Source organism: Guptibacillus hwajinpoensis (assembly GCF_020171785.1).
In the GTDB taxonomy this organism is placed as follows: Bacteria; Bacillota; Bacilli; order Bacillales; family Guptibacillaceae; genus Guptibacillus; species Guptibacillus sedimenti.
In genome coordinates, this window is sequence record NZ_JAIVAE010000017.1 from 46,883 (window position 1) to 66,943 (window position 20,061).

Genomic DNA, 20,061 nt, shown 5'->3' on the forward strand with positions numbered 1-20,061 from the left:
TTATGAAACAGAGGAATAGAAGCCATAACCTAAGAATGATATAATTATTCTCATACTTAAGAGATGATAACTACTCAATAGAAAGTGAGGAAGCCGATGCGACTGGAACCTTCAAAACGAATTGACCCAAAAGGGTTGAAAGTATGGCAAATTACAGGGGGAATGGTTTCACTTATTCCCATTTTACTCCTAAGTGGTTTGTTTGTCGTTCATGTCATCGTACGACCTCTCTCTTTATGGATTTTAGCGGTAGGTTGTGTGCTTGCTCTTCTATTTGTCATTCTCCAGACATGGTTGCTACCAAAACTTCGCTGGAAAAAATGGAGATATGAAGTCACTGAACACGAGATTGAACTGAAACATGGCGTCATTATTGTGAAACGAACTCTCATTCCGATGGTTCGAGTTCAACATGTTGATACGAGACAGGGACCGCTGTTACGAGCTTATCGTCTGTCATCGGTAACGATTTCAACTGCAGCTACGACGCATGAAATACCAGCTCTTTCAAACGAAATTGCTGATGAGCTAAGAAATCGGATCTCGATTCTAGCAAGGGTGGCCGAAGATGATGTCTGAGAAAAAACGCCTGCATTCAGCAGCCATGTTGCTATCTTTTATAAAGTACGCTAAAGAAGCGGCCATCCCGCTGATTTTCTTTGTTTTTGTTGGAGGAGGAAATGGCTACGCGTGGTGGCACTTTCTAATGATTGGAGCACTTCTTCTATTCACCGTAGGAAATGGAGTGCTCGGATGGTTCTTTTATACATATCACATTGAAAACAATGAGCTACGCATCCATCAGGGATTTATTTTTCGTAAAAAGCGATTCATTCCTAGGGAGAGAATTCAATCGATTGATTTTTCTCAAGGTTTAATACAGCGTGCATTTGGACTCGTTAAAGTGCAAATTGAGACTGCCGGGGGTGGCGGGGAACCGGAAGTAGTCATGTCAGCGTTAAGACGGACTGATGCGGAATTGTTAAAAAGCAATCTTTATCAGAAAAAAAATGAGGTCACTAATGAACTGATGGAAGAAGTGGAGGAGAAACCGCCGCTGCTTTATAAACTTTCATGGAAAGAATTACTGATTACAGCTTCAACTTCAGGTGGTATAGGAGTTGTTCTTTCCTTCGTAGCGGCAATTGCCTCACAAGTAGATGATTTCATTCCTGATCAGTTCTATGAAAGTCTCACAGAGCGGGTGATGGATGCTACACTTCCATTTCTATTACTTGCAGTTGCCTTTCTCCTCTTGATATCATGGTTTTTCTCAGTGGTTGGTACAGTGCTAAAATACGGTGGGTTTGTTCTCAAGCGGCATGAGGATGATTTAATTATTAATAGAGGGATTCTGGAAAAGCGTCAGTTAACCATTCCTGTCCATCGCATTCAGGCGATTCGAATTGTGGAAGGTCTCCTTCGCCAACCTTTTGGTTATTCGGTACTTTACGTAGAAAGTGGCGGCGGTGGAGGAAAAGAGGAACAGTTTTCAACCGTTTTATTTCCACTCGTTAAACGAAAAAGAGTGAAAACATTATTGGGGGAAATCCTACCTGAGATGGCCATCCATGAAGAATGTTCTTCCTTGCCTTTAAGAGCAAAAAGACGTTATTTCATTCGAACCCTACTCCCTGCCGTATTACCAGTAGGATTAATAACTTACTTTGTTCCATACGGAGCTTTCTCACTCTTGTTATTGCCAATTTGCTTTTTCATTGGGTATTTCCATTATCGCGATGCAGGTTGGGGCATTAAAAAAGACGTCGCTCTTCTGCAATTTAGACAAATTTCAAAAACGAGAGTATACGTAGCAAGAAAAAACATTCAAGCCATGGAGATGGAGTCAACATTTCTTCAAGAGCCTAAACAATTAACGACCTTCAAAGTATCAATTTTATCAAGCTTTGCCGGAAAACAATTTAGGGTGAAAGATATTGAACATACAGATGGAGAAGATCTTTTAAATTGGTATTCTTACTGTGCCAAAAAAAATAGAAAAGAAGAGGTATAACATTTCTGTAAGGAGGGTATATATGTACATTGTTAATTCGGTAATTAACGTACCAGAAGAAAAAGTAGATGAAGTGATTGGCATTTATCAGTCACGTTCGCGACGAGTGGATGAGTTTGAGGGATTTGAATCTTTTCGACTTCTCCAAAATGAGAGCAAACCATCAGAACTCACTGTTCAAATGAAGTGGAAAACGAAAGAATCTTTTTTAACTTGGATTAAAAGTCCTTCTTATAAAGAAATACATGACCTTGAAAAAAAATATCCTGATCAGGAGCTTGCGGCGATAAAACCAAAAGTATCTCGTTTTAAGGTTGTAGCGGAATGATGAATCAAATCGACGCGATTATTGACCGGGTTGTTCAGGGTATCTACCATGATATGCCGGAACTATTAGACAAGTTCGGGGAGCAGGGGCGTGTGAAGTGTCGTGAAGATAATTATCATCACATCAAACACTTGAATTCGGCACGCAACCTGGATTCGAATGATTTTTTTGTTGACTATGTTTTATGGTTAAACAACATTCTAACTGCTAGAGGGATGAAAACCGAGCACTTAATTGATAATTTTAAGCGTCTAGAAAATGAATTGCGTGCATCTGAGTCGTTCGAGGAGAAGGAAGATTATCTTAAAACGTTAAAAATAGGTCTTGCAGAGCTGGAAGAATTAACAGTTGATAGTTCTTCGTATACAAAGAGGTGAGCATGTGTCGATAGATATAAAAGGGTTAACAGATGATTTTCTTGAAGGTGATCAAGATCAAGCGTGGGAAAGAATAACAGAGCAGGACGAATTGATGGCAAATAGCCATTTAACTTTTGAAGCTCTTACGAAAGCCATGCAGCGCATTGGTAAGCTATGGGAAGAAAACGAGATATCAGTTGCGGACGAGCACTTAGCTACGACTACGTGTGATTATGTTCTTTCACGATATGCCCATTTTAGGAAAATTACGAATAAGAACGAAGGTGGCCCGAAAGCCCTTTTTCTTTGTATTGAACAAGAACAGCATTATTTAGGCTTAAAAATGATATCGTTACTCTTTCAAGAATATGGTTGGCAAACAAAGTTGTTTGGAGCCAATTTACCTCTAGAATATGCCTTAGAAAAAACAGAGAAATGGGGAGCATCAGTTGTTGGTATTTCGGTTGCAATCTTGTACCATGCTGAGCGATTAAATCGTTATGTCACGGAGCTTGAAGCGTTGGAAAATCCTCCTGAAGTCTTAGTTGGAGGGAGGCTTACCTCACAGTACAACTTGTCTAAATATTGTTCTGAACATACAACGTTGGTTCCGGATTTACATCGTGTTCGTGAATGGTTGGATGAGCGGAAAGGGAGTATGAATAATGTTCGATATAAATGATCATCCACTCCCTGCTTTTTTAGTTGATGAGGAACTAAACATTCTTTCGCAATCAAAGCTTGCAACGGAAGCTTTTTCTCCTCGTTCTTCTTTTTTAGAGTTAGTTGACATCGATAGTCGAACGAAAGCTGCAAAAATGCTGAATCCGCTTTTGAAAGAAACAGAGGTTGAATTAGTTATGGGTACTGCCCAGTCTCCTTATTCTCTCTTTCATGTTTATGCAAAGTGGTCCAATAATGGTGGAGGACAGCTTGTGTGTGTAAGGCAAGATGAACGATTGGAAAAACTATCAAATGCGCTTCAAAAACAGCAGGAAAGACTTGCGGATACAAATTTTGATTTGTTGGATAAAAAAGAAGAGCTTGAAGCAGCTTTAGTGAAAGTGAAAAAGCTTTCTAGCCCTTTCCTCCCCATTTCAACGTCACTTGGCATTATTCCATTGTTTGGCGAGCTTGAGGAAAACCTGTTTCGAGTTAATGAGCATCAGCTGTTACAAACGCTTCAGAATGGCGATTATGAACGTGTCATTCTAGATTTTAGTGGGATTGGTGAAGTACACGCTAGTGGTGTGCTTGCACTGATTTCGTTTTGTAGTATGCTCGAAGTAGTCGGGGTTTCTCCGATTTTATGTGGGATTAATCCAAGCCATGCCCGACATCTAGCGAATCATGACTTTACGTTACACCAACATTTTGATATAACAGGAAATTTAAAAAACGCCGTTAGCTACTATTTAAATGAGTCTTTCATGTAAAAGACCAGTGATGAGATCACTGGTCTTTAATACTATCATTTTCATTATAAATATCTTGCTATAAAACCAAGTATCACAAGACCGATAAAAATCCCCCAGATAATTTTCCCACCACCAGAAGGTCCAGTTCGGATTTTTCTTCGCTGCCATCGATTTGGCTTAAAGCGAATTTCTCCACTATCAGCTGTTCGTCTTACGCGAACGATCCCTCGATTAATAAAAGGCTTCGCACCAATTAAAAGAATAGGTGCAAGTGCCGCTCCTCCAATGAAGCCAAAGAGGTGTCCAAGAATATTAATATTTGGACTAATGAACGTCATGACAAGTCCAATTCCGAGGATCATTAGTATGAGTTGGGAATTTGCCTGGTCGATTAATTCTTTACGATAGAAAGCCATGTAAAAATAGATGCCAAACAATCCAAAAATAGCACCTGAGGCACCGACATGACTAAAGTTACTATCCTGCAAATAGAATGTAGCGATGTTCGCAATAATCCCAGCCCCAAAATATCCAATCAAGAACTTTGCTTTACCGAGCATTTGCTCGAGAGCAGGTCCAAAGAGGTAAAGTGAAAAGGAATTAAAGAGAACGTGGGCAAATCCACCATGAAGGAAGATTGGAGTGATGAGTCTCCAGTATTCTCCTAGTTCAATCGCTCTGTTGTAACCTACCCCCAACCTCAGTATTGAGAACATTCCAAATAGGTTTACTAGAACGAAGAGGAGGATATGTATACCAATAAGTATGGAGATGATAGGATAATAACGAATAAATGAGCGGAAATCTTCATTTCGCACGAACATTTGTTGACCACCTTTCTTGGAAACCAAAGTGTAAATGTTAGAATTGACTGCTCGCTTTATATAAAATCGAAATGGTTATTGCTTATAAGTTTAGCATAGCCATAGGAAAAATCACTATTGAAAACACTATGCTAACTTTTAATGATTTAGTACGAAGGGGTTGTCTCATGATTAAAGGTATTGGGATTGATATGATTGAGCTTGATCGAATAAAAAAAGTCATGCAACGAAATGCTTCGTTTGCAGAGCGCATTCTAACAGAAAGTGAATTAAGTACTTATTACTTACTTAATGGTCATCGAAGTGTTGAATTTTTGGCTGGCCGTTTTGCTGTAAAAGAAGCATACGCAAAAGCAAGAGGAACTGGTATCGGGAAACTGAGCTGGCAAGATATTTGTGTACAGAAATCAACTGAAGGTGCTCCTTATATCGAAACAAAAGAGGAAAATGAGATCGTACATATATCTATTTCACATACAAAGCAACATGCTGTTGCACAGATCATTATTGAGTGCTCGTCAAGCTAGTCTGCATATGATGGAGACTTGCCTCATATAATTTACCACGGTCAGGAGGGACCTGTTGTGAGAATCGTATCCGGAGAAGAAATGTATGAAGCGGACCGGTTTGCCATGGAGGAGATTGGAATAGCTGGTGCGATGTTAATGGAGAACGCAGGAAAATCTCTATTTGAAGCGATGAAAAGCAAACTTCATAAGAATGAGCGTATGGCGCTGTTAATCGGCACAGGGAATAATGGAGGCGACGGTTTTGTGCTTGGAAGGTATTTGAAAGAGCATGGGTATGATGTTGATCTTTGGTTAATTCCCTCATATTCAAAAGTAAAGGGAGATGCTAAAACCCATCTAGCCATCTTTCAAAATCTGACCTACACGTGGAAAGCGTATGAAGATGGCAAAGCATTTGTAGGCTCACTTCCCGAGTATGGTGTTATCATTGATTGCTTACTAGGACTCGGTTTATCTGGTGCTGTTCGTCAACCATATGATGATGTCATTAGGCTAGTGAATCAAACTAGTGCGACTGTTTTGTCAGTTGATCTTCCAAGTGGTTTACAGGCAAATGGTGGTTACGAAGAAGAGTGCGAGCCTATTCGTGCTGATTATACGTATACTATTCAATGTCCAAAGCTTGGAGCTTATCTTTACCCTGACGCTGAATATTATGGAGAATTGGAGATTGTTGATATCGGTCTTCCACAAGCCGCTTTTTCATCAAGTGATAGAGCACTCTGGCAAAAATCAGACGTATATCGCACGCTTTCTGATCGATCGGCATCCTCTCATAAAGGAAGCCATGGAAAAGGTCTGGTAATTGGCGGATCAAGAGGAATGGTTGGCGCACCAATTATGACAGCAAAAGCAGCCTATCGAAGCGGAGCCGGTTTAATACAAGTTTCTGTTCCAGAGGAAATCCTGTCGATGACAGCTGGTGCCGTAGTTGAAGCGATTTTCCAGGGGTATCCATCTCGTAATGGATTTTTCTCTGGTGAGGTGCCTGACGACGATCTCGCTTCATTTGACGGAATCGCGGTTGGTCCAGGTCTTGGAAGACAACCAGGGTGCAAGCAAATCGTTGAAACGATGTTAGCGACAGATTCGCTCCTCATTTTGGACGCAGATGCCTTGTATCACTTAGCTGAATTGAAAGAGCGACTTAAGGCAAGAGAAGCACCAACTGTTTTGACACCTCATCCTGGTGAGATGGCGAGGTTAACTGGGCTGTCGATCAAGGAAGTGCAAAGGAAGCGATTCAATATCTCGCGAGCATTTGCTAAAGAGTTCGGTGTTTATCTTGTTTTAAAAGGCCCTTATACGATTGTAACTGCTCCTGATGGAAGTCAATATGTGAATACAACAGGTAATCCTGCGCTCGCTAAGGGTGGATCTGGTGACGTTTTAACTGGCATGATTCTTGCGTTTGTCATGCACAGTGCGTCTGTTCAAGAGGGGATAAGCAATGCCGTTTATATACACGGTCAATCAGCAGATACTCTCGTGCAAACCGCTCATTCTACTCTTGATGTACTGGCAACTGACGTCATTGCTACAATACCAACCGTTCTGCATTCATTTCTCGAGCAACACCACGGATAGGTTTTTCACCATACAGGAACCTTCTTTGTCGTTTTAAATGAGGCAAAGGAGTTGGGGATAGAGTGAAAAAGTTCGGTGCAGTTTTATTAATTGGGATATTGATTGCGGTGCTTGCAGGTTGCGGACAAAAAAGTCAGGAAGACGTGGTTAATGCTCTTGATAAGAAATTGAACGAAATGGAAGGGTACAAAGTTAACGCAAAAATGACGCTTGAAACAGGAGAAGAACCACAGCGTTACGATGTAGAGATTTGGTACCAAAAGCCATCTTATTATCGAGTTGAATTGAAAAACGAATCAAAAGAGCAAAGTCAAATTATCTTGCGAAATGATGAAGGTGTTTTTGTTCTCACCCCCGCATTGAATAAAAGTTTTCGATTCCAAAGTGATTGGCCTGAAAATGGAAGCCAGGCCTATCTGTATAATACGCTCGTGCAGGATATTTTAAATGATTCGGGAGCTCAATTCGAAGCGAAAGAAAATGATTATGTGTTTACAACGAAAACGAATTACCAAAACAAGAACTTATCAACCCAATCGATTCAATTAAATAAAAAGGACCTTGCACCAGAAAAAGTCACCATTATGAATCAAGATCAAAAGCCTCTTGTTGATATTGAATTTTCGGATATGAAATTCAATGCTTCTTTTGATAAAGGTGCTTTTGATATGGAGCGAAACATGACGGCTGCTCAACTGGAAGTGCCGGTGCTTGCAACTACGAATGAGCCTTTTGAAGTTGTGTATCCGATGTATGAGCCGCAAGGAACTGGTTTAACTGATGAGAAAGAAGTGGCAACCAACAAAGTTATGCTAAGTTTTACTGGAGAAAAATCTTTCACGTTAATTGAAGAGAAAAGCGAGGCTGCTGTTGAAACGAGTGCTCCTGTTAATGTAAGTGACGGGCAACCCATTGATTTAGGTTTCACGATGGGAGTTATGACTGATACGACTGTCTCATGGCATCACAATGGAGTTGATTTTTTCCTTGCGTCAAATGATTTATCTCAAGAAGAAATGGCTGCCGTAGCGAGGTCTGTGTACGGCATGACGGAAATTAAATAATACTTCAATGAGGTTCAGCTATGACACATGGCTGGACCTTTTTTGGAAATAGGAAGTACTCAACCCACCACATTGAGATCCGCCTTAAGCTTGTCGGAACTAAACAAGACGCTTGCGCTTTTCTTGTCTAGCTTCAGCGTCTATCCCCTCGAGTCGCTTCAACTTTTGATCAGAACACAAAGAACGTGTTCCGTTCAAAAGCTTCCAGCGCTTGTCGGGGATAAACAATACGCTTGCGCTTTTCTTAAAATCTCCTAAAATAGAGGGCAGAGTGTATTGTTGTGGGAGGAAGTTGGAATGGACAATCAAGTGTTTTATCGTGGGACATGGGCTGAGGTAAACCTCGATGCTATCGAAGAGAATGTGAAGTCTTATAAACGATACGTATCGGATGAGGTTGGAATAATGGCTGTTGTGAAAGCCAACGGATATGGACATGGAGCGGTTGCAGTTGCCGAGAAGGCTTTACATGCTGGGGCTGAATATTTAGCAGTAGCGATTTTAGACGAAGCGATTGCTCTACGAGAAGCAGGCATTCAAGCTCCTATTCTAGTATTGGGGTGGGTACCGCCTATTTATGCTAAAGTAGCGGCTGTGAATGAGATCACCCTTACTGTTTTTCAAGAAAAGTGGTTAGAGGAAGCTTTTGCAGTGTTGGACGGAATGTTGCTGAACGTTCATCTGAAAATAGACACGGGTATGGGACGACTTGGCATTAAGGGAAAAAAGGAAGCCAAGCAAATCATTGAGTGTTTGAATAAATTTGCCTCATTTCATATAGAAGGTTTTTATACTCATTTTGCAACAGCAGATGAGCCTAGTAATTCGTTTATTGAAACACAGATAAAGAAATTTGAAGACATTACTTCCTTTCTTAAGGAGAATGGTTTGCAACCAAAGTGGATCCATCTTGGAAATAGTGCTGGATCGTTACGGGTTCCCGAACGAGTTGGCAATCTGATTCGTCTAGGCATTTCGATGTATGGGCTAAGTCCTTCTCAAGAAATGAAGCCAATACTACCTTTTGCATTAAAGCCTGCGTTTTGTCTCTATAGTCAGCTTGTGCACGTAAAGAAAATGAAGGCTGGAGAACCGATTAGCTATGGTTCTACGTATCACACGGCTGAAGGTGAATGGATTGGAACGATTCCGATTGGATATGCTGATGGATGGATACGTAAGCTAGGTAAAGCGTATGTGCTCGTAAACGGTGAGCGTGCTCCGATCGTTGGGCGTATTTGTATGGATCAATTCATGGTTCGCTTGCCTTCGCAAGTAGAGGTTGGTACGAAGGTGACACTGATAGGAACAGAGGGTGCAGAAGAAATTACAATAGATGACATTGCTGAGCGACTTGAGACGATAAACTATGAAATTCCTTGTATGATTGGACCGCGTGTTCCGAGACTTTTTCTCGAAAATGGAGAAAAAAAAGGCGTAATGAATACAATTATAAAAAAATAGTAAAATAAAAGAAGGATTTTGCAAGAATATGATGAAATAGTCTTGTGGAAAGTTGTTTTGCAATGCGTCTCGCGCAATGGTAAGATTAATGGTGGAATACAATATGAGTAGCAGTGCTTCGGAGGTGTATGTTTGTGTCAGAGGCAAACAAAAAATCGATTGTTGTAACTCTCCCACAACATATTTTAAATGAGGTGGATGGTATTATTCAACAGGAACAGCTTGATCGTAACGAGTTCATATCACAGGCCACGACAATGTATATTCGCGAACGAAAGAAGCGACAAATTCGTGACGCCATGCGCCAGGGATACATGGAGATGGCTAAGATTAATTTGAACCTTGCAGCAGAAGCCTTTCTTGTTGAGGAGGAAGCAGAGCACACCGTGGACCGCTTAGTAAGCGGGGTGTAGTGGCTTGATTGTCAAACGAGGTGATGTGTATTTTGCTGACCTTTCTCCTGTTGTAGGTTCTGAACAAGGTGGAGTAAGACCCGTCTTGATTATTCAGAACGACATTGGGAATCGTTTTAGCCCTACTGTCATTGTTGCTGCAATCACTGCGCAAATTCAGAAAGCAAAGCTTCCCACACATGTCGAAATCGATGCGAAGCGCTATGGATTTGAACGTGATTCGGTTATACTGCTAGAACAAATCCGTACTATTGATAAACAGCGTCTAACTGATAAAATCACTCACCTTGATGAGGGTATGATGCAAAGGGTACAAGAAGCTTTGCAAATCAGCCTTGGACTTATTGATTTTTGAAAACGTATAATATCCAAACGAAGCTGCTCCTATGAGCAGTTTTTTTTATATAAATTCATTCAAACACAAACTAATTATGGTGAATATGGAACAGATTGGTTCCTTCGAATTCCGAACATTTAGTAGTGAGGACAGCAGGGAATTTTCTAGTTATGTCGAAAAGTGTGTTAAGATGAAAATGATGTAATGTGCTAAGACTAGGAAAGCATAATTATTGCGAGAGGTTCCATGCAATGAGAAGATAAATGAATGTAGAAAGATCGTAGGGAGGAGCAAGATGGACAAGTTAGTCATACAATTATTGAATGAAAGTCGTGAACGAATCTACACCAGGTGGATGGATGAGATGGAGAGGGTTCGTGATGAGCATCGGCTACAATCAATAACGGATACAGCCTATGAAGAAACGAACAAAGAGCTCTTTGAAATCATTTACACGCATATCGAGCAAAATGTTCATAGGCCAACAGATCGAATGACAGAGTTTGCTGAACATCTAATGAAGATTGGTTGGAGACTTAGCTATATAACGCAAGGTTTGCAAAACTTCCGTCGAATTATTTTAGCAGTACTACTAGATGCGAATCAATCGAATGAAAAAGTATACAGTATGTATGATGAAATAGATCGTTGGATTGACCCTATTGTGAACCAGCTGATTAATGAAAGTGCAAAGAACTGGGAAAACACAGTTTCTATTCAGAAGGTCGCTCTTCAAGAATTGTCGGCACCGCTTATTCCGGTGTTTGAGAATATTAGTGTCATGCCACTGATCGGAACTATTGATACTGAGCGAGCCAAGCTGATTATGGAGAATTTGTTAACCGGCGTCATTAAACATCGATCACAAGTGGTCCTTATTGATATTACTGGAGTGCCTGTAGTCGATACAATGGTAGCTCATCATATTATACAGGCAGCAGAAGCAGTTCGTCTCGTTGGGGCGCAGTGTATTCTAGTTGGAATTAGACCGGAAATTGCTCAAACAATCGTTAACCTGGGGATCGATCTTGGTCAATTCCCGACGAAAAGCACGTTATTTAAAGGCATGAAAACTGCATTAGAAATGACAAAACGCAAAATGATTGAGATTGAGTAAGGGGGGAAGACAATGCGAATTCCTATATTAAAATTGAATCAATATTTACTAATTACAATTCAAGTTGATCTCGATGACAAAACTGCACTTCAATTTCAGGAAGATTTGCTCGAGAAGATTCATGAAACAGGAGCAAAAGGCGTTGTAATTGATCTAACATCTGTCGATATGATTGACTCCTTCATTGCTAAAGTTTTAGGCGATGTGGTGCGCATGTCAAATTTAATGGGGGCAAAAGTAGTGCTGACAGGAATCCAACCTGCTGTTGCTATTACGCTAATTGATTTAGGTATCATGATGAAAAACGTCCCAACTGCATTAGATTTAGAACAGGGGTTAGAGAAATTACAACAGGAATTGGGGGGATAAGTTATGAATATCCAATCCTGTGTGGAAGTACGAAATGAGTGGGATATCGTGAAAGCGAGGCAGTCTGGTAGGAATATTGCTAAAGAACTTGGCTTCGGTACAGTTGATCAAGCTCGCATTACAACGGCTATTTCTGAACTCGCGCGTAACATATACCTCTATGCCGGAAGTGGCGAAGTAGCCATTGAACGTGTAGAAAACGGTGGGAAATTTGGTCTTAAAATTGAAGCATCCGACTCTGGTCCAGGAATTAAAGACATTAGAAAAGTAATGGAAGATGGTTTTACAACCTCTGGTGGTCTTGGAGCTGGTTTACCTGGTGTTAAACGATTGATGGATGAGTTTACAATTGATTCGAAAGAGAACGAAGGTACAGTTATCACTTCTATTAAATGGCTCCGTTAAGGAGGGATCGAGCATAATGGACGACCGAGATCTTCAATATCAAAAGTATAAAGCAATATTAGAAAATTATTTAGAAGAGCAATCTGAGCAAACCTTATATAAGGGACAGCAGTTTAGTCGGAAGATGATTGAACAAAAGATCTCCCCTGAAGAAGCAGTTAGTCTCCATGTAAGTGTTCTAGAGGAACTATTTCCTGATATTCCTGAGCCGCTTAAAAACTCGTATGATTTTTTGCTTGAAATGATGATTGGATACGGATTCGCCTATCGAGAGCATCAAAGTCTTCGGAGTCGACAGCAGCAGTTGGAATCTGAAATTGAAATTGCTGCAAATATGCAACAAACGTTACTAGCGGGCGATAAACCGGAAGTACCCAATCTTGATATTGGTGCCATTAGTAAACCCGCCCAGAAAATGAGCGGGGATTACTATCACTTTGTTCAAGACGAGAATGATTGTGTAAGTGTAGCGATTGCAGATGTTATTGGGAAAGGTATTCCCGCCGCACTTTGTATGAGTATGATTAAGTATACAATGGATAGCGCGCCAGAGCAGCGAATGCAGCCAGGAGCTGTTCTAGAGAACCTTAATCGCGTAGTGGAACAAAATGTTGATCCTAATATGTTTATTACGATGTTTTATGGATTATATGATCCAAGGGTGCATTCATTTTATTACGCTGGAGCCGGTCATGAGCCGGGCTTTTTTTACGATGCGGAAAAGGATGAATTTGAAGAGCTCTTTACAAAGGGACTTGTGCTTGGTGTTTCAAAGAAAACGTCCTATCAAGAATATCAGCGCGTACTTAATGGAAATGATATGGTTATCATGCTTTCTGACGGTGTTACAGAATGCCGTTCGACAAATGGTTTTATTGAACGCGATGAAATCGTAGCGTTGATTCGTAAATATATTCACCTCTCAGCACAAGAAATTGTGGAAGAGGTTTACCGAGAACTTGAGCGTCTGCAGGAGTTTGAACTTAGAGATGATTTCACTCTGGTTATTTTAAGACGCGAGGTTTAACTTCTTTCTAAAAGTGGAATAAGGAAATAATGACTTTAACTAATAATTAGAAGCAACCTAACAGGGGGTAATGTTATGAATTTACAGATCAAACAAGAAGATCATGAGAATACACATCATTTACATATAGGTGGAGAGATTGACGCTTACACGGCGCCACAGTTAAGAGAGGCTTTACTTCCGCTAACTGGAAAAGAAGGTCATGAAACGCTCGTTCATCTTGGTGATGTTAATTATATGGATAGCACAGGTTTAGGTGTATTTGTTGGTGCGCTGAAATCTTCCAAAGAGCACGGTAGCTCGTTGAAACTAACTGGAATGACTTCACGCGTACAGCGTCTATTTGAAATCACTGGACTTGATGAAGTGATTGACATTGAAGACGTAAAGGGGGGATCAAAGTGATAAACATTTCAGATTTTGTTGAAATGAAAATCCCTGCTCAAGCAGAATTTGTTGGCGTAACAAGATTAACGGTTTCTGGAATTGCGAATCGCATGGGCTACTCCTATGATGAAATCGAGGACATTAAAATAGCACTATCAGAAGCATGTACAAATGCTGTTAACCACGCATATAAAGAAAATGAAAAAGGACAAATTACTATTGGGTTTGGTATTTATGAAGACCGTTTAGAAATGATGGTCCTTGATCGTGGACAAAGCTTCGACTATACAAAGGTTTCTGAGAAACTAGGACCAGTTGATAGCGACAAGTCAGTTGAACAACTCAGTGAGGGAGGATTGGGACTCTTTCTGATTGAATCACTAATGGACAAAGTGGAAATCAGTGGAGAGGACGGAGTAGTAGTCATGATGACAAAGTTCCTCCACAGAGATGGGGTGGAAGTAGATGCCGACACAATCTCATCATCCCCGCAATAACAATAACAACGAAGTATATGAGTGGATTGAACAGTACCAAAAGGATCCAACAGACGAAGTTGTGCAATTGAAGCTAGTGGAGCGATATCAAGATCTCGTTCAGTCACTTGCCCGTAAATTTTCTAAAGGGAAAAGTATTCACGACGATCTTTCTCAAGTAGGGATGATTGGGTTGCTTGCTGCGCTTCGTCGGTATGATCCTGAATTTGGTAGAAGTTTTGAATCTTTCGCAGTACCTACAATCGTAGGGGAAATCAAACGATTTATTCGAGACAAAACGTGGAGCGTACACGTTCCAAGAAGGATTAAAGAACTAGGTCCACGTATTAAGAAGGCAGTCGAAGAACTTACTAATGAACTTCAACGGTCTCCAAAAGTTGATGAGCTTGCTGAGTATTTAAATGTATCTGAAGAAGAAGTACTTGAGACGATGGAAATGGGCAAAAGTTATCAAGCACTTTCTGTGGATAGTTCAATTGAAGCTGATCAAGAGGGGAGTACGGTCACATTACTCGATCTTGTTGGCGATCAAGAACAAGGATTTGATCTTGTTGACCAGCAGATGCTTCTTAAAAAGGCTTTTGCAGTACTCACAGAACGAGAGCAAGAAATTTTGAACTGTACGTACTTTGAGAATATGAGTCAGAAAGAAACAGGTGAGAAGTTGGGTATCTCACAAATGCATGTTTCCCGTCTGCAAAGAAGAGCCCTAGAAAAATTAAGACAGGCCATTCGAATTGAACCTACGGAGGCTTTCTAGTCATGATCCATCATCATGATTTTGAGAAGCTTACTGTTGCTGCATACCAAAAGCCAAAGGCCGGTAACCAGATGTGCGGGGACAGCTATTTTGTGGCTGAAACATCCGATTATTTCATTTGTGCTGTAGCAGATGGTCTTGGCAGTGGTGACATGGCCAAGGATTCTTCTTTAGCTGCTATAAATGCAGTGAAGGACTATCAAGAAGAAGACGTAGAATCGTTAATGGTACGAGCGAATGAAGAGATGCGAGGAAAACGAGGGTGTGTTCTTTCTGTTTTTAAGCTTGATCTAAAGACGAGGCAACTTGAGTATAGTGGAATAGGGAATATTAATTTGATTATCTATCAACCAGATGGGAAAATTATTCGCCCGATTTCTTATTCAGGTTATTTGTCAGGTAAGCTACAAAAAGTGAAAGTGCAAACTATTGATTACCCTTCAGGTTCTTCGTTCGTCACGTATTCTGATGGCGTTCAAATAAGTTCGAAAAACTATTCGATGATTGCTCGTTTCGACTCAGTGCATGAATCGTTTAAACATTTAACTGATACGCTTCCGTCTACAAATGATGATATCACTCTCCTTGTAGGGAAAACCGTATAAAAAAGTTCTTCCGTTTCGATATAGGAAGAACTTTTTTTATTTTCATTAAAAAGACATGTGCAGTAATTGCGATTTTTTAGAGGGAAGCTTTTAACAAATCAACTTATCCGGTAAACTGATACTAGTATAGAAGGCTCTTAAGGAGGAATTGTTTTGGAAATGACAGTAGATCAAAAACAATCAGAACATTTTCGTAAAGTTGCTCAAAATTTGAAGCTTGCTGAACGAAGTGTAAGAGAAGTGATTACGTTATTGAATGATGGGAATACTGTTCCTTTTATCGCGCGATATCGTAAAGAGTTAACAGGCGGGCTTGATGAAGTTCAACTAAGAGATATACAGGAAGCGTGGACATACCTTCAAAATTTAGATCAGCGAAAAGAAGAAGTGATCCGTCTTATTCAAGAGCAGGATAAATTAACGGATGAACTAAAGAAGCAATTAAAAGCTGCTACAAAGCTTCAAGAAATAGAAGATATCTATCGCCCATATAAACAAAAAAAGCGGACAAAGGCTACGGTTGCTAAAGAAAAAGGGTTAGAACCTCTTGCTCAATGGATACTAGTAGATGGAAATAGTGATCCATCACAAGTTGCTAAAAAGTACATATCAAAAGAAAACGAAGTCTTATCGGTGGAAGAAGCGATTCAAGGAGCCCAGGATATCATTGCAGAATGGATTTCTGATGATGCTGACGCTCGAAAATGGACAAGAGCGAAAACATTCCAACATGGATTACTCCAAACGGTTGTTAAATCAGAGGAAGATGACCCTAAACAAATTTTTGAGATGTATTATTCCTATCAAGAAGGCATTTCAAAAATTGTTCCCCATCGTATCCTTGCCATTAACAGAGGTGAAAAGGAGAAAGTTCTAAGAACATCAATCACACCTCCAACTGATTCAATTCACGAGTATTTAAAAAGAAAAACAATTAAAAATCAGCAAAAAGATTGCGTGACTCTGCTTGAGGAAGCGATTATTGATGGCTATAAACGTCTTATTCAACCTTCAGTAGAAAGAGAGATACGGAAAGAATTAACAGAAAGAGCTGAAGATCAGGCGATTCATATCTTTTCTGAGAATTTAAAGCATCTTTTATTGCAGCCTCCACTAAAGGGGAAGCGTGTACTTGGTGTAGATCCCGCCTATCGTACAGGATGTAAACTTGCTGTTGTGGATGATACAGGTAAGATGCTAGAAGTATCAGTTATTTACCCAACGCCACCTAAATCAGAAGTAGAAAAGTCAAAAGCAGCTGTCATACAAATGATCAAGAAGTATGATATTGAAATGATTGCAATCGGGAACGGAACGGCATCACGTGAAACAGAACAGTTTATTGCAGATGTGATTAAAGAAGTTGAAAAAAAGGTCGTTTATCTCATTGTCAATGAGGCGGGAGCAAGTGTTTATTCAGCGTCTGATTTAGCACGCGAAGAATTTCCGGATCTTCAAGTAGAGGAACGCTCTGCAGTTTCCATCGCGCGAAGGGTTCAGGATCCATTGGCTGAACTTGTGAAAATTGATCCGAAATCTGTTGGTGTCGGCCAATATCAACACGATGTCTCACAGAAAAAATTAAATGATCAATTAACGTTTGTGGTAGAAACCGCCGTAAATCAGGTAGGTGTTAATGTAAATACAGCTTCGGTATCTCTATTGCAATATGTAGCTGGTCTGTCTAGAGCTGTTGCGATGAACATTGTGAAGAAACGTGATGAAGAAGGAAAGTTCACGAGTCGGGTCCAATTAAAAAAAGTTCCGAGACTAGGTGCCAAAACATATGAACAGTGTATCGGGTTCCTCAGAATTATGGGAGGGAAACAGCCTCTGGACCAAACTGAAATTCATCCGGAGAGCTATGACGCTACAAAAGCACTTTTGGAACGCATCGAGTGTAAACCAGGGGATATTGGTACAGAAAAATTAGTGGAATCTTTGTCTCAGGTATCACTAAAGGATACAGCCATTGCCTTAAATATAGGAGAGGTGACTCTTAAAGATATTGTAACTTCACTTCAAAAGCCTGGTCGTGATCCGCGGGATGAACTTTCTCAACCAATTCTAAAGACAGACGTTTTAAAAATGGAAGATTTAGAACAGGGAATGGAGTTAGAAGGTACAGTAAGGAATGTTGTTGATTTTGGAGCATTCATTGATATTGGTGTGAAACAAGATGGGCTTGTTCACATTTCGAAGTTAACGAATCGCTATGTGAAGAATCCAATGGAAGTCGTCCACGTGGGACAAGTAGTGACTGTATGGGTTGATCAAGTTGACCTTAAGCGTGAGCGAATTGCTTTGACGATGCTTCAACCGTCCTAAGCACAAGCACTGCCCTCAGGGGCGGTGTTTTCTTTTGTAGAAAAACCAGCACTGGTTTAATAACTTGATTTGGCGTCGATCTTTCTCAAGATAAGCTTGTTTCAATTGGTTTTTAAACCAAACAGGCAACGTAATCCCCTCCTTAAGTGATGACACATGTTAAAAGTTGATGTACATTAGTTTATGAGAAACGGCTTGGATGTGTTCGAAAGAGAAAGGATGAAGAGTGTATGAACGAAAAGGAATTACAACAGCTAGTTGAAACGATCTCTGAGGAGTTTTTTGGACTCGCTTTTCGTCATAAGGCGATGTTCAATGCTCGATTAAAAACAACGGGCGGACGTTATATGCTCAGGTCTCATAATATCGAATTTAATCAAAAGCATTATGATGAGTTTGGTCAAGACGAACTCATTGGTATTATTAAACATGAGCTATGCCACTATCACCTTCACCTTCAGAAGAAAGGGTACAAACATCAGGATAAAGATTTTAAACGACTTCTTAAGGAAGTAGGCGGATCGCGATACTGTCAGGTAGTACCTGGGCAACGTAGAGTTGAGTCGTTCAAGCATTTTTATGAATGTGGAGAATGTAAGACTAAGTATAGTAGAAAAAGAAAGATGGACATATCACGGTACGTATGTGGAAAGTGCAGAGGTAAATTAATTCAAATTAATTAAAAGTAGTTATTGACGACCTAGATTGTATGTGGTAAATTAATAAAGTCTCTTCGGAGAGCACGTCCTAATCAAACATATGACAGTTAATTAATTTAAAAAAACTGTTGACTTTGTTCCTAGGATAAGTTATTATATTAAATGTCGCCGATAACGGAGACAACAACTTAAATGTTATTCCACAGTAGCTCAGTGGTAGAGCTATCGGCTGTTAACCGATCGGTCGTAGGTTCGAATCCTACCTGTGGAGCCAAACGGAGAAGTACCCAAGTGGCTGAAGGGGCGCCCCTGCTAAGGGTGTAGGTCGCGTGAGCGGCGCGAGGGTTCAAATCCCTCCTTCTCCGCCATTTTTATGGCCCGTTGGTCAAGTGGTTAAGACACCGCCCTTTCACGGCGGTATCACGGGTTCGAATCCCGTACGGGTCACCAACTTATTTTTAAAAATGTTTTAACAACATGATATGTAATCAGTCATAAAGGTCTCGTGGTGTAGCGGTTAACATGCCTGCCTGTCACGCAGGAGATCGCGGGTTCGATTCCCGTCGAGACCGCCATTATTTCTAAAACTAATCTGATTATATAATTTGTTGGGCTATAGCCAAGCGGTAAGGCAACGGATTTTGATTCCGTCATGCGCTGGTTCGAATCCAGCTAGCCCAGCCATGTTGAGCCATTAGCTCAGTTGGTAGAGCATCTGACTTTTAATCAGAGGGTCGAAGGTTCGAGTCCTTCATGGCTCACCACTTATTTGCGGGTGTGGCGGAATTGGCAGACGCGCTAGACTTAGGATCTAGTGTCTTACGACGTGGGGGTTCAAGTCCCTTCACCCGCACCAATTTCTTTTATAAACGAACGTTTCATCAAGTTACGATGTGCGGTTGTGGCGGAATGGCAGACGCGCTAGCTTGAGGGGCTAGTGGGGGAAACCCCGTGGAGGTTCGAGTCCTCTCAACCGCACCAAATATAATATGCGCCCGTAGCTCAATTGGATAGAGCGTCTGACTACGGATCAGAAGGTTAGGGATTCGACTTCTCTCGGGCGCACCATATTACTTCAAAAATGTCGGGAAGTAGCTCAGCTTGGTAGAGCACTTGGTTTGGGACCAAGGGGTCGCAGGTTCAAATCCTGTCTTCCCGACCATCAATATCGCGGGTGTAGTTTAGTGGTAAAACCTCAGCCTTCCAAGCTGATGTCGTGGGTTCGATCCCCATCACCCGCTCCATTAAAGATGGGCCTGTAGCTCAGCTGGTTAGAGCGCACGCCTGATAAGCGTGAGGTCGGTGGTTCGAGTCCACTCAGGCCCACCATCTTTTCTTAAAAAACTTGTTGACACTGACAAACACATCATGGTATGATGGTTTGGTCGCTGAAAACGACATTGAAAGAAAAATTGCTCTTTGAAAACTGAACGAAACGCCATGTAAGTAGTTGTTTCTACGGAAACAAAACATTGTTTTAAAAGCTAGATTAAGCTTTCTATCGGAGAGTTTGATCCTGGCTCAGGACGAACGCTGGCGGCGTGCCTAATACATGCAAGTCGAGCGAAG

The 20,061-nt window shown here is 40.8% G+C and carries 24 protein-coding genes, 12 tRNA genes and 1 rRNA gene; 35 read left to right on the forward strand and 2 right to left on the reverse strand.

The annotated features are described in order from the left end of the window. Positions 1–96 precede the first annotated feature (96 nt). From LCL91_RS20100 to LCL91_RS20125, 6 genes are read left to right on the forward strand one after another with little or no spacing between them, the layout of a single operon-like run. Positions 97–579 (forward strand): PH domain-containing protein, encoded by a 483-nt coding sequence (locus LCL91_RS20100; RefSeq protein ID WP_224885113.1) that lies wholly within the window; start codon positions 97–99, stop codon positions 577–579. After that, the gene (locus LCL91_RS20105; protein ID WP_224885115.1) at positions 572–2,014 is read left to right on the forward strand and encodes a PH domain-containing protein; all 1,443 of its coding nucleotides are present in this window, start codon (positions 572–574) and stop codon (positions 2,012–2,014) included. The genes LCL91_RS20100 and LCL91_RS20105 overlap by 8 nt, the downstream gene beginning before the upstream one ends. Positions 2,015–2,036: 22 nt before the next feature. Further along, positions 2,037–2,342 carry an antibiotic biosynthesis monooxygenase family protein gene (locus LCL91_RS20110; protein WP_098446053.1) on the forward strand — a complete coding sequence of 102 codons (306 nt, stop codon included), beginning with the start codon at positions 2,037–2,039 and terminating at the stop codon, positions 2,340–2,342. Next, positions 2,339–2,719: a hypothetical protein gene (locus LCL91_RS20115; protein WP_224885116.1), complete on the forward strand. Its 381-nt coding sequence runs from the start codon at positions 2,339–2,341 to the stop codon at positions 2,717–2,719. Before LCL91_RS20110 ends, LCL91_RS20115 begins: the two co-directional genes overlap by 4 nt. Before the next feature lie 4 nt (positions 2,720–2,723). Continuing rightward, complete coding sequence (locus LCL91_RS20120) at positions 2,724–3,383, forward strand: cobalamin B12-binding domain-containing protein (protein WP_224885118.1); 660 nt, start codon at positions 2,724–2,726, stop codon at positions 3,381–3,383. Continuing rightward, a complete protein-coding gene (locus LCL91_RS20125; RefSeq protein WP_224885120.1) occupies positions 3,367–4,137 on the forward strand; it encodes an STAS domain-containing protein in 771 nt (256 codons plus the stop codon). The genes LCL91_RS20120 and LCL91_RS20125 overlap by 17 nt, the downstream gene beginning before the upstream one ends. A gap of 44 nt (positions 4,138–4,181) precedes the next feature. On the opposite strand, the gene LCL91_RS20130 is transcribed toward LCL91_RS20125, so the two are convergent. Continuing rightward, positions 4,182–4,943, reverse strand: coding sequence for a rhomboid family intramembrane serine protease (locus LCL91_RS20130; protein ID WP_098446057.1), 762 nt, complete (start codon positions 4,941–4,943; stop codon positions 4,182–4,184). Positions 4,944–5,110: 167 nt separating this feature from the next. On the opposite strand from LCL91_RS20130, the gene acpS reads away from it, so the two are divergent. From acpS to LCL91_RS20205, 15 genes are all read left to right on the forward strand, one after another. After that, positions 5,111–5,470 (forward strand): holo-ACP synthase, encoded by a 360-nt coding sequence (acpS, locus tag LCL91_RS20135; protein WP_224885122.1) that lies wholly within the window; start codon positions 5,111–5,113, stop codon positions 5,468–5,470. Positions 5,471–5,527: 57 nt separating this feature from the next. Further along, entirely contained in the window at positions 5,528–7,060 is a 1,533-nt protein-coding gene (locus tag LCL91_RS20140; protein ID WP_224885124.1) for an NAD(P)H-hydrate dehydratase, read from the forward strand. Between the two features lie 62 nt (positions 7,061–7,122). Beyond that, positions 7,123–8,124, forward strand: a complete 1,002-nt coding sequence (locus LCL91_RS20145) for a LolA family protein (protein WP_224885126.1) — start codon at positions 7,123–7,125, stop codon at positions 8,122–8,124. A 297-nt stretch (positions 8,125–8,421) separates the two neighbouring features. Further along, positions 8,422–9,588 carry an alanine racemase gene (gene alr, locus LCL91_RS20150; protein ID WP_224885129.1) on the forward strand — a complete coding sequence of 389 codons (1,167 nt, stop codon included), beginning with the start codon at positions 8,422–8,424 and terminating at the stop codon, positions 9,586–9,588. Positions 9,589–9,716: 128 nt separating this feature from the next. Next, the gene (locus LCL91_RS20155) at positions 9,717–10,001 is read left to right on the forward strand and encodes a CopG family ribbon-helix-helix protein (protein WP_048312993.1); all 285 of its coding nucleotides are present in this window, start codon (positions 9,717–9,719) and stop codon (positions 9,999–10,001) included. 4 nt (positions 10,002–10,005) lie between these two features. Then, on the forward strand, positions 10,006–10,356 hold the full coding sequence (ndoA, locus tag LCL91_RS20160; protein ID WP_048312992.1) for a type II toxin-antitoxin system endoribonuclease NdoA: 351 nt from the start codon (positions 10,006–10,008) through the stop codon (positions 10,354–10,356). Positions 10,357–10,633: 277 nt separating this feature from the next. Then, complete coding sequence (locus tag LCL91_RS20165; protein WP_224885131.1) at positions 10,634–11,455, forward strand: STAS domain-containing protein; 822 nt, start codon at positions 10,634–10,636, stop codon at positions 11,453–11,455. A gap of 12 nt (positions 11,456–11,467) precedes the next feature. Further along, complete coding sequence (locus LCL91_RS20170; RefSeq protein ID WP_048312990.1) at positions 11,468–11,824, forward strand: STAS domain-containing protein; 357 nt, start codon at positions 11,468–11,470, stop codon at positions 11,822–11,824. 3 nt (positions 11,825–11,827) lie between these two features. Continuing rightward, positions 11,828–12,229 (forward strand): anti-sigma regulatory factor, encoded by a 402-nt coding sequence (locus LCL91_RS20175; protein ID WP_159780897.1) that lies wholly within the window; start codon positions 11,828–11,830, stop codon positions 12,227–12,229. Positions 12,230–12,245: 16 nt separating this feature from the next. After that, the gene (locus tag LCL91_RS20180; protein ID WP_160921736.1) at positions 12,246–13,256 is read left to right on the forward strand and encodes a PP2C family protein-serine/threonine phosphatase; all 1,011 of its coding nucleotides are present in this window, start codon (positions 12,246–12,248) and stop codon (positions 13,254–13,256) included. Between the two features lie 75 nt (positions 13,257–13,331). Further along, complete coding sequence (locus LCL91_RS20185; protein WP_098446066.1) at positions 13,332–13,661, forward strand: STAS domain-containing protein; 330 nt, start codon at positions 13,332–13,334, stop codon at positions 13,659–13,661. 23 nt (positions 13,662–13,684) lie between these two features. Then, positions 13,685–14,140: an anti-sigma B factor RsbW gene (rsbW, locus tag LCL91_RS20190; RefSeq protein ID WP_255640094.1), complete on the forward strand. Its 456-nt coding sequence runs from the start codon at positions 13,685–13,687 to the stop codon at positions 14,138–14,140. Beyond that, on the forward strand, positions 14,109–14,900 hold the full coding sequence (sigB, locus tag LCL91_RS20195; protein WP_098446067.1) for an RNA polymerase sigma factor SigB: 792 nt from the start codon (positions 14,109–14,111) through the stop codon (positions 14,898–14,900). Before rsbW ends, sigB begins: the two co-directional genes overlap by 32 nt. Positions 14,901–14,902: 2 nt before the next feature. Next, positions 14,903–15,505, forward strand: coding sequence for a PP2C family serine/threonine-protein phosphatase (locus LCL91_RS20200; protein ID WP_224885136.1), 603 nt, complete (start codon positions 14,903–14,905; stop codon positions 15,503–15,505). Positions 15,506–15,664: 159 nt separating this feature from the next. After that, entirely contained in the window at positions 15,665–17,833 is a 2,169-nt protein-coding gene (locus tag LCL91_RS20205; protein WP_224885147.1) for a Tex family protein, read from the forward strand. A gap of 15 nt (positions 17,834–17,848) precedes the next feature. Here LCL91_RS20205 and cmpA read toward each other — a convergent pair whose 3' ends face one another. Continuing rightward, positions 17,849–17,962, reverse strand: a complete 114-nt coding sequence (cmpA, locus tag LCL91_RS20210; protein WP_098446072.1) for a cortex morphogenetic protein CmpA — start codon at positions 17,960–17,962, stop codon at positions 17,849–17,851. Positions 17,963–18,063: 101 nt separating this feature from the next. On the opposite strand from cmpA, the gene LCL91_RS20215 reads away from it, so the two are divergent. From LCL91_RS20215 to LCL91_RS20280, 14 genes are all read left to right on the forward strand, one after another. Next, complete coding sequence (locus tag LCL91_RS20215; RefSeq protein WP_224885138.1) at positions 18,064–18,516, forward strand: SprT family protein; 453 nt, start codon at positions 18,064–18,066, stop codon at positions 18,514–18,516. 175 nt (positions 18,517–18,691) lie between these two features. Then, positions 18,692–18,766 (forward strand) — tRNA-Asn (locus tag LCL91_RS20220). Positions 18,767–18,769: 3 nt separating this feature from the next. Further along, a tRNA-Ser gene (locus LCL91_RS20225) sits at positions 18,770–18,860 on the forward strand. A 7-nt stretch (positions 18,861–18,867) separates the two neighbouring features. Beyond that, a tRNA-Glu gene (locus tag LCL91_RS20230) sits at positions 18,868–18,942 on the forward strand. 49 nt (positions 18,943–18,991) lie between these two features. Then, positions 18,992–19,067 (forward strand) — tRNA-Asp (locus LCL91_RS20235). A 34-nt stretch (positions 19,068–19,101) separates the two neighbouring features. Further along, positions 19,102–19,176 (forward strand) — tRNA-Gln (locus LCL91_RS20240). A gap of 4 nt (positions 19,177–19,180) precedes the next feature. Continuing rightward, positions 19,181–19,256, forward strand: a tRNA-Lys gene (locus LCL91_RS20245). A gap of 7 nt (positions 19,257–19,263) precedes the next feature. Further along, positions 19,264–19,348 (forward strand) — tRNA-Leu (locus LCL91_RS20250). A gap of 39 nt (positions 19,349–19,387) precedes the next feature. Then, positions 19,388–19,473 (forward strand) — tRNA-Leu (locus tag LCL91_RS20255). Positions 19,474–19,483: 10 nt separating this feature from the next. Then, positions 19,484–19,560, forward strand: a tRNA-Arg gene (locus tag LCL91_RS20260). Between the two features lie 17 nt (positions 19,561–19,577). Continuing rightward, a tRNA-Pro gene (locus tag LCL91_RS20265) sits at positions 19,578–19,654 on the forward strand. Between the two features lie 8 nt (positions 19,655–19,662). After that, a tRNA-Gly gene (locus LCL91_RS20270) sits at positions 19,663–19,736 on the forward strand. 8 nt (positions 19,737–19,744) lie between these two features. After that, positions 19,745–19,821 (forward strand) — tRNA-Ile (locus LCL91_RS20275). Between the two features lie 169 nt (positions 19,822–19,990). Next, a 16S ribosomal RNA gene (locus LCL91_RS20280) occupies positions 19,991–20,061 on the forward strand; the annotation flags it as partial.

Excerpts from the sequence above, each read along its gene's own strand:
- LCL91_RS20100 (WP_224885113.1), top strand. The coding sequence starts at position 97 with ATGCGACTGGAACCTTCAAAACGAATTGACCCAAAAGGGTTGAAAGTA.
- LCL91_RS20105 (WP_224885115.1), top strand. The coding sequence starts at position 572 with ATGTCTGAGAAAAAACGCCTGCATTCAGCAGCCATGTTGCTATCTTTT.
- LCL91_RS20110 (WP_098446053.1), top strand. The coding sequence starts at position 2,037 with ATGTACATTGTTAATTCGGTAATTAACGTACCAGAAGAAAAAGTAGAT.
- LCL91_RS20115 (WP_224885116.1), top strand. The coding sequence starts at position 2,339 with ATGATGAATCAAATCGACGCGATTATTGACCGGGTTGTTCAGGGTATC.
- LCL91_RS20125 (WP_224885120.1), top strand. The coding sequence starts at position 3,367 with ATGTTCGATATAAATGATCATCCACTCCCTGCTTTTTTAGTTGATGAG.
- LCL91_RS20130 (WP_098446057.1), bottom strand. The coding sequence starts at position 4,943 with ATGTTCGTGCGAAATGAAGATTTCCGCTCATTTATTCGTTATTATCCT.
- acpS (WP_224885122.1), top strand. The coding sequence starts at position 5,111 with ATGATTAAAGGTATTGGGATTGATATGATTGAGCTTGATCGAATAAAA.
- alr (WP_224885129.1), top strand. The coding sequence starts at position 8,422 with ATGGACAATCAAGTGTTTTATCGTGGGACATGGGCTGAGGTAAACCTC.
- LCL91_RS20155 (WP_048312993.1), top strand. The coding sequence starts at position 9,717 with ATGTTTGTGTCAGAGGCAAACAAAAAATCGATTGTTGTAACTCTCCCA.
- LCL91_RS20165 (WP_224885131.1), top strand. The coding sequence starts at position 10,634 with ATGGACAAGTTAGTCATACAATTATTGAATGAAAGTCGTGAACGAATC.
- LCL91_RS20170 (WP_048312990.1), top strand. The coding sequence starts at position 11,468 with ATGCGAATTCCTATATTAAAATTGAATCAATATTTACTAATTACAATT.
- LCL91_RS20175 (WP_159780897.1), top strand. The coding sequence starts at position 11,828 with ATGAATATCCAATCCTGTGTGGAAGTACGAAATGAGTGGGATATCGTG.
- LCL91_RS20180 (WP_160921736.1), top strand. The coding sequence starts at position 12,246 with ATGGACGACCGAGATCTTCAATATCAAAAGTATAAAGCAATATTAGAA.
- LCL91_RS20185 (WP_098446066.1), top strand. The coding sequence starts at position 13,332 with ATGAATTTACAGATCAAACAAGAAGATCATGAGAATACACATCATTTA.
- rsbW (WP_255640094.1), top strand. The coding sequence starts at position 13,685 with ATGAAAATCCCTGCTCAAGCAGAATTTGTTGGCGTAACAAGATTAACG.
- sigB (WP_098446067.1), top strand. The coding sequence starts at position 14,109 with ATGCCGACACAATCTCATCATCCCCGCAATAACAATAACAACGAAGTA.
- LCL91_RS20200 (WP_224885136.1), top strand. The coding sequence starts at position 14,903 with ATGATCCATCATCATGATTTTGAGAAGCTTACTGTTGCTGCATACCAA.
- LCL91_RS20205 (WP_224885147.1), top strand. The coding sequence starts at position 15,665 with ATGACAGTAGATCAAAAACAATCAGAACATTTTCGTAAAGTTGCTCAA.
- LCL91_RS20215 (WP_224885138.1), top strand. The coding sequence starts at position 18,064 with ATGAACGAAAAGGAATTACAACAGCTAGTTGAAACGATCTCTGAGGAG.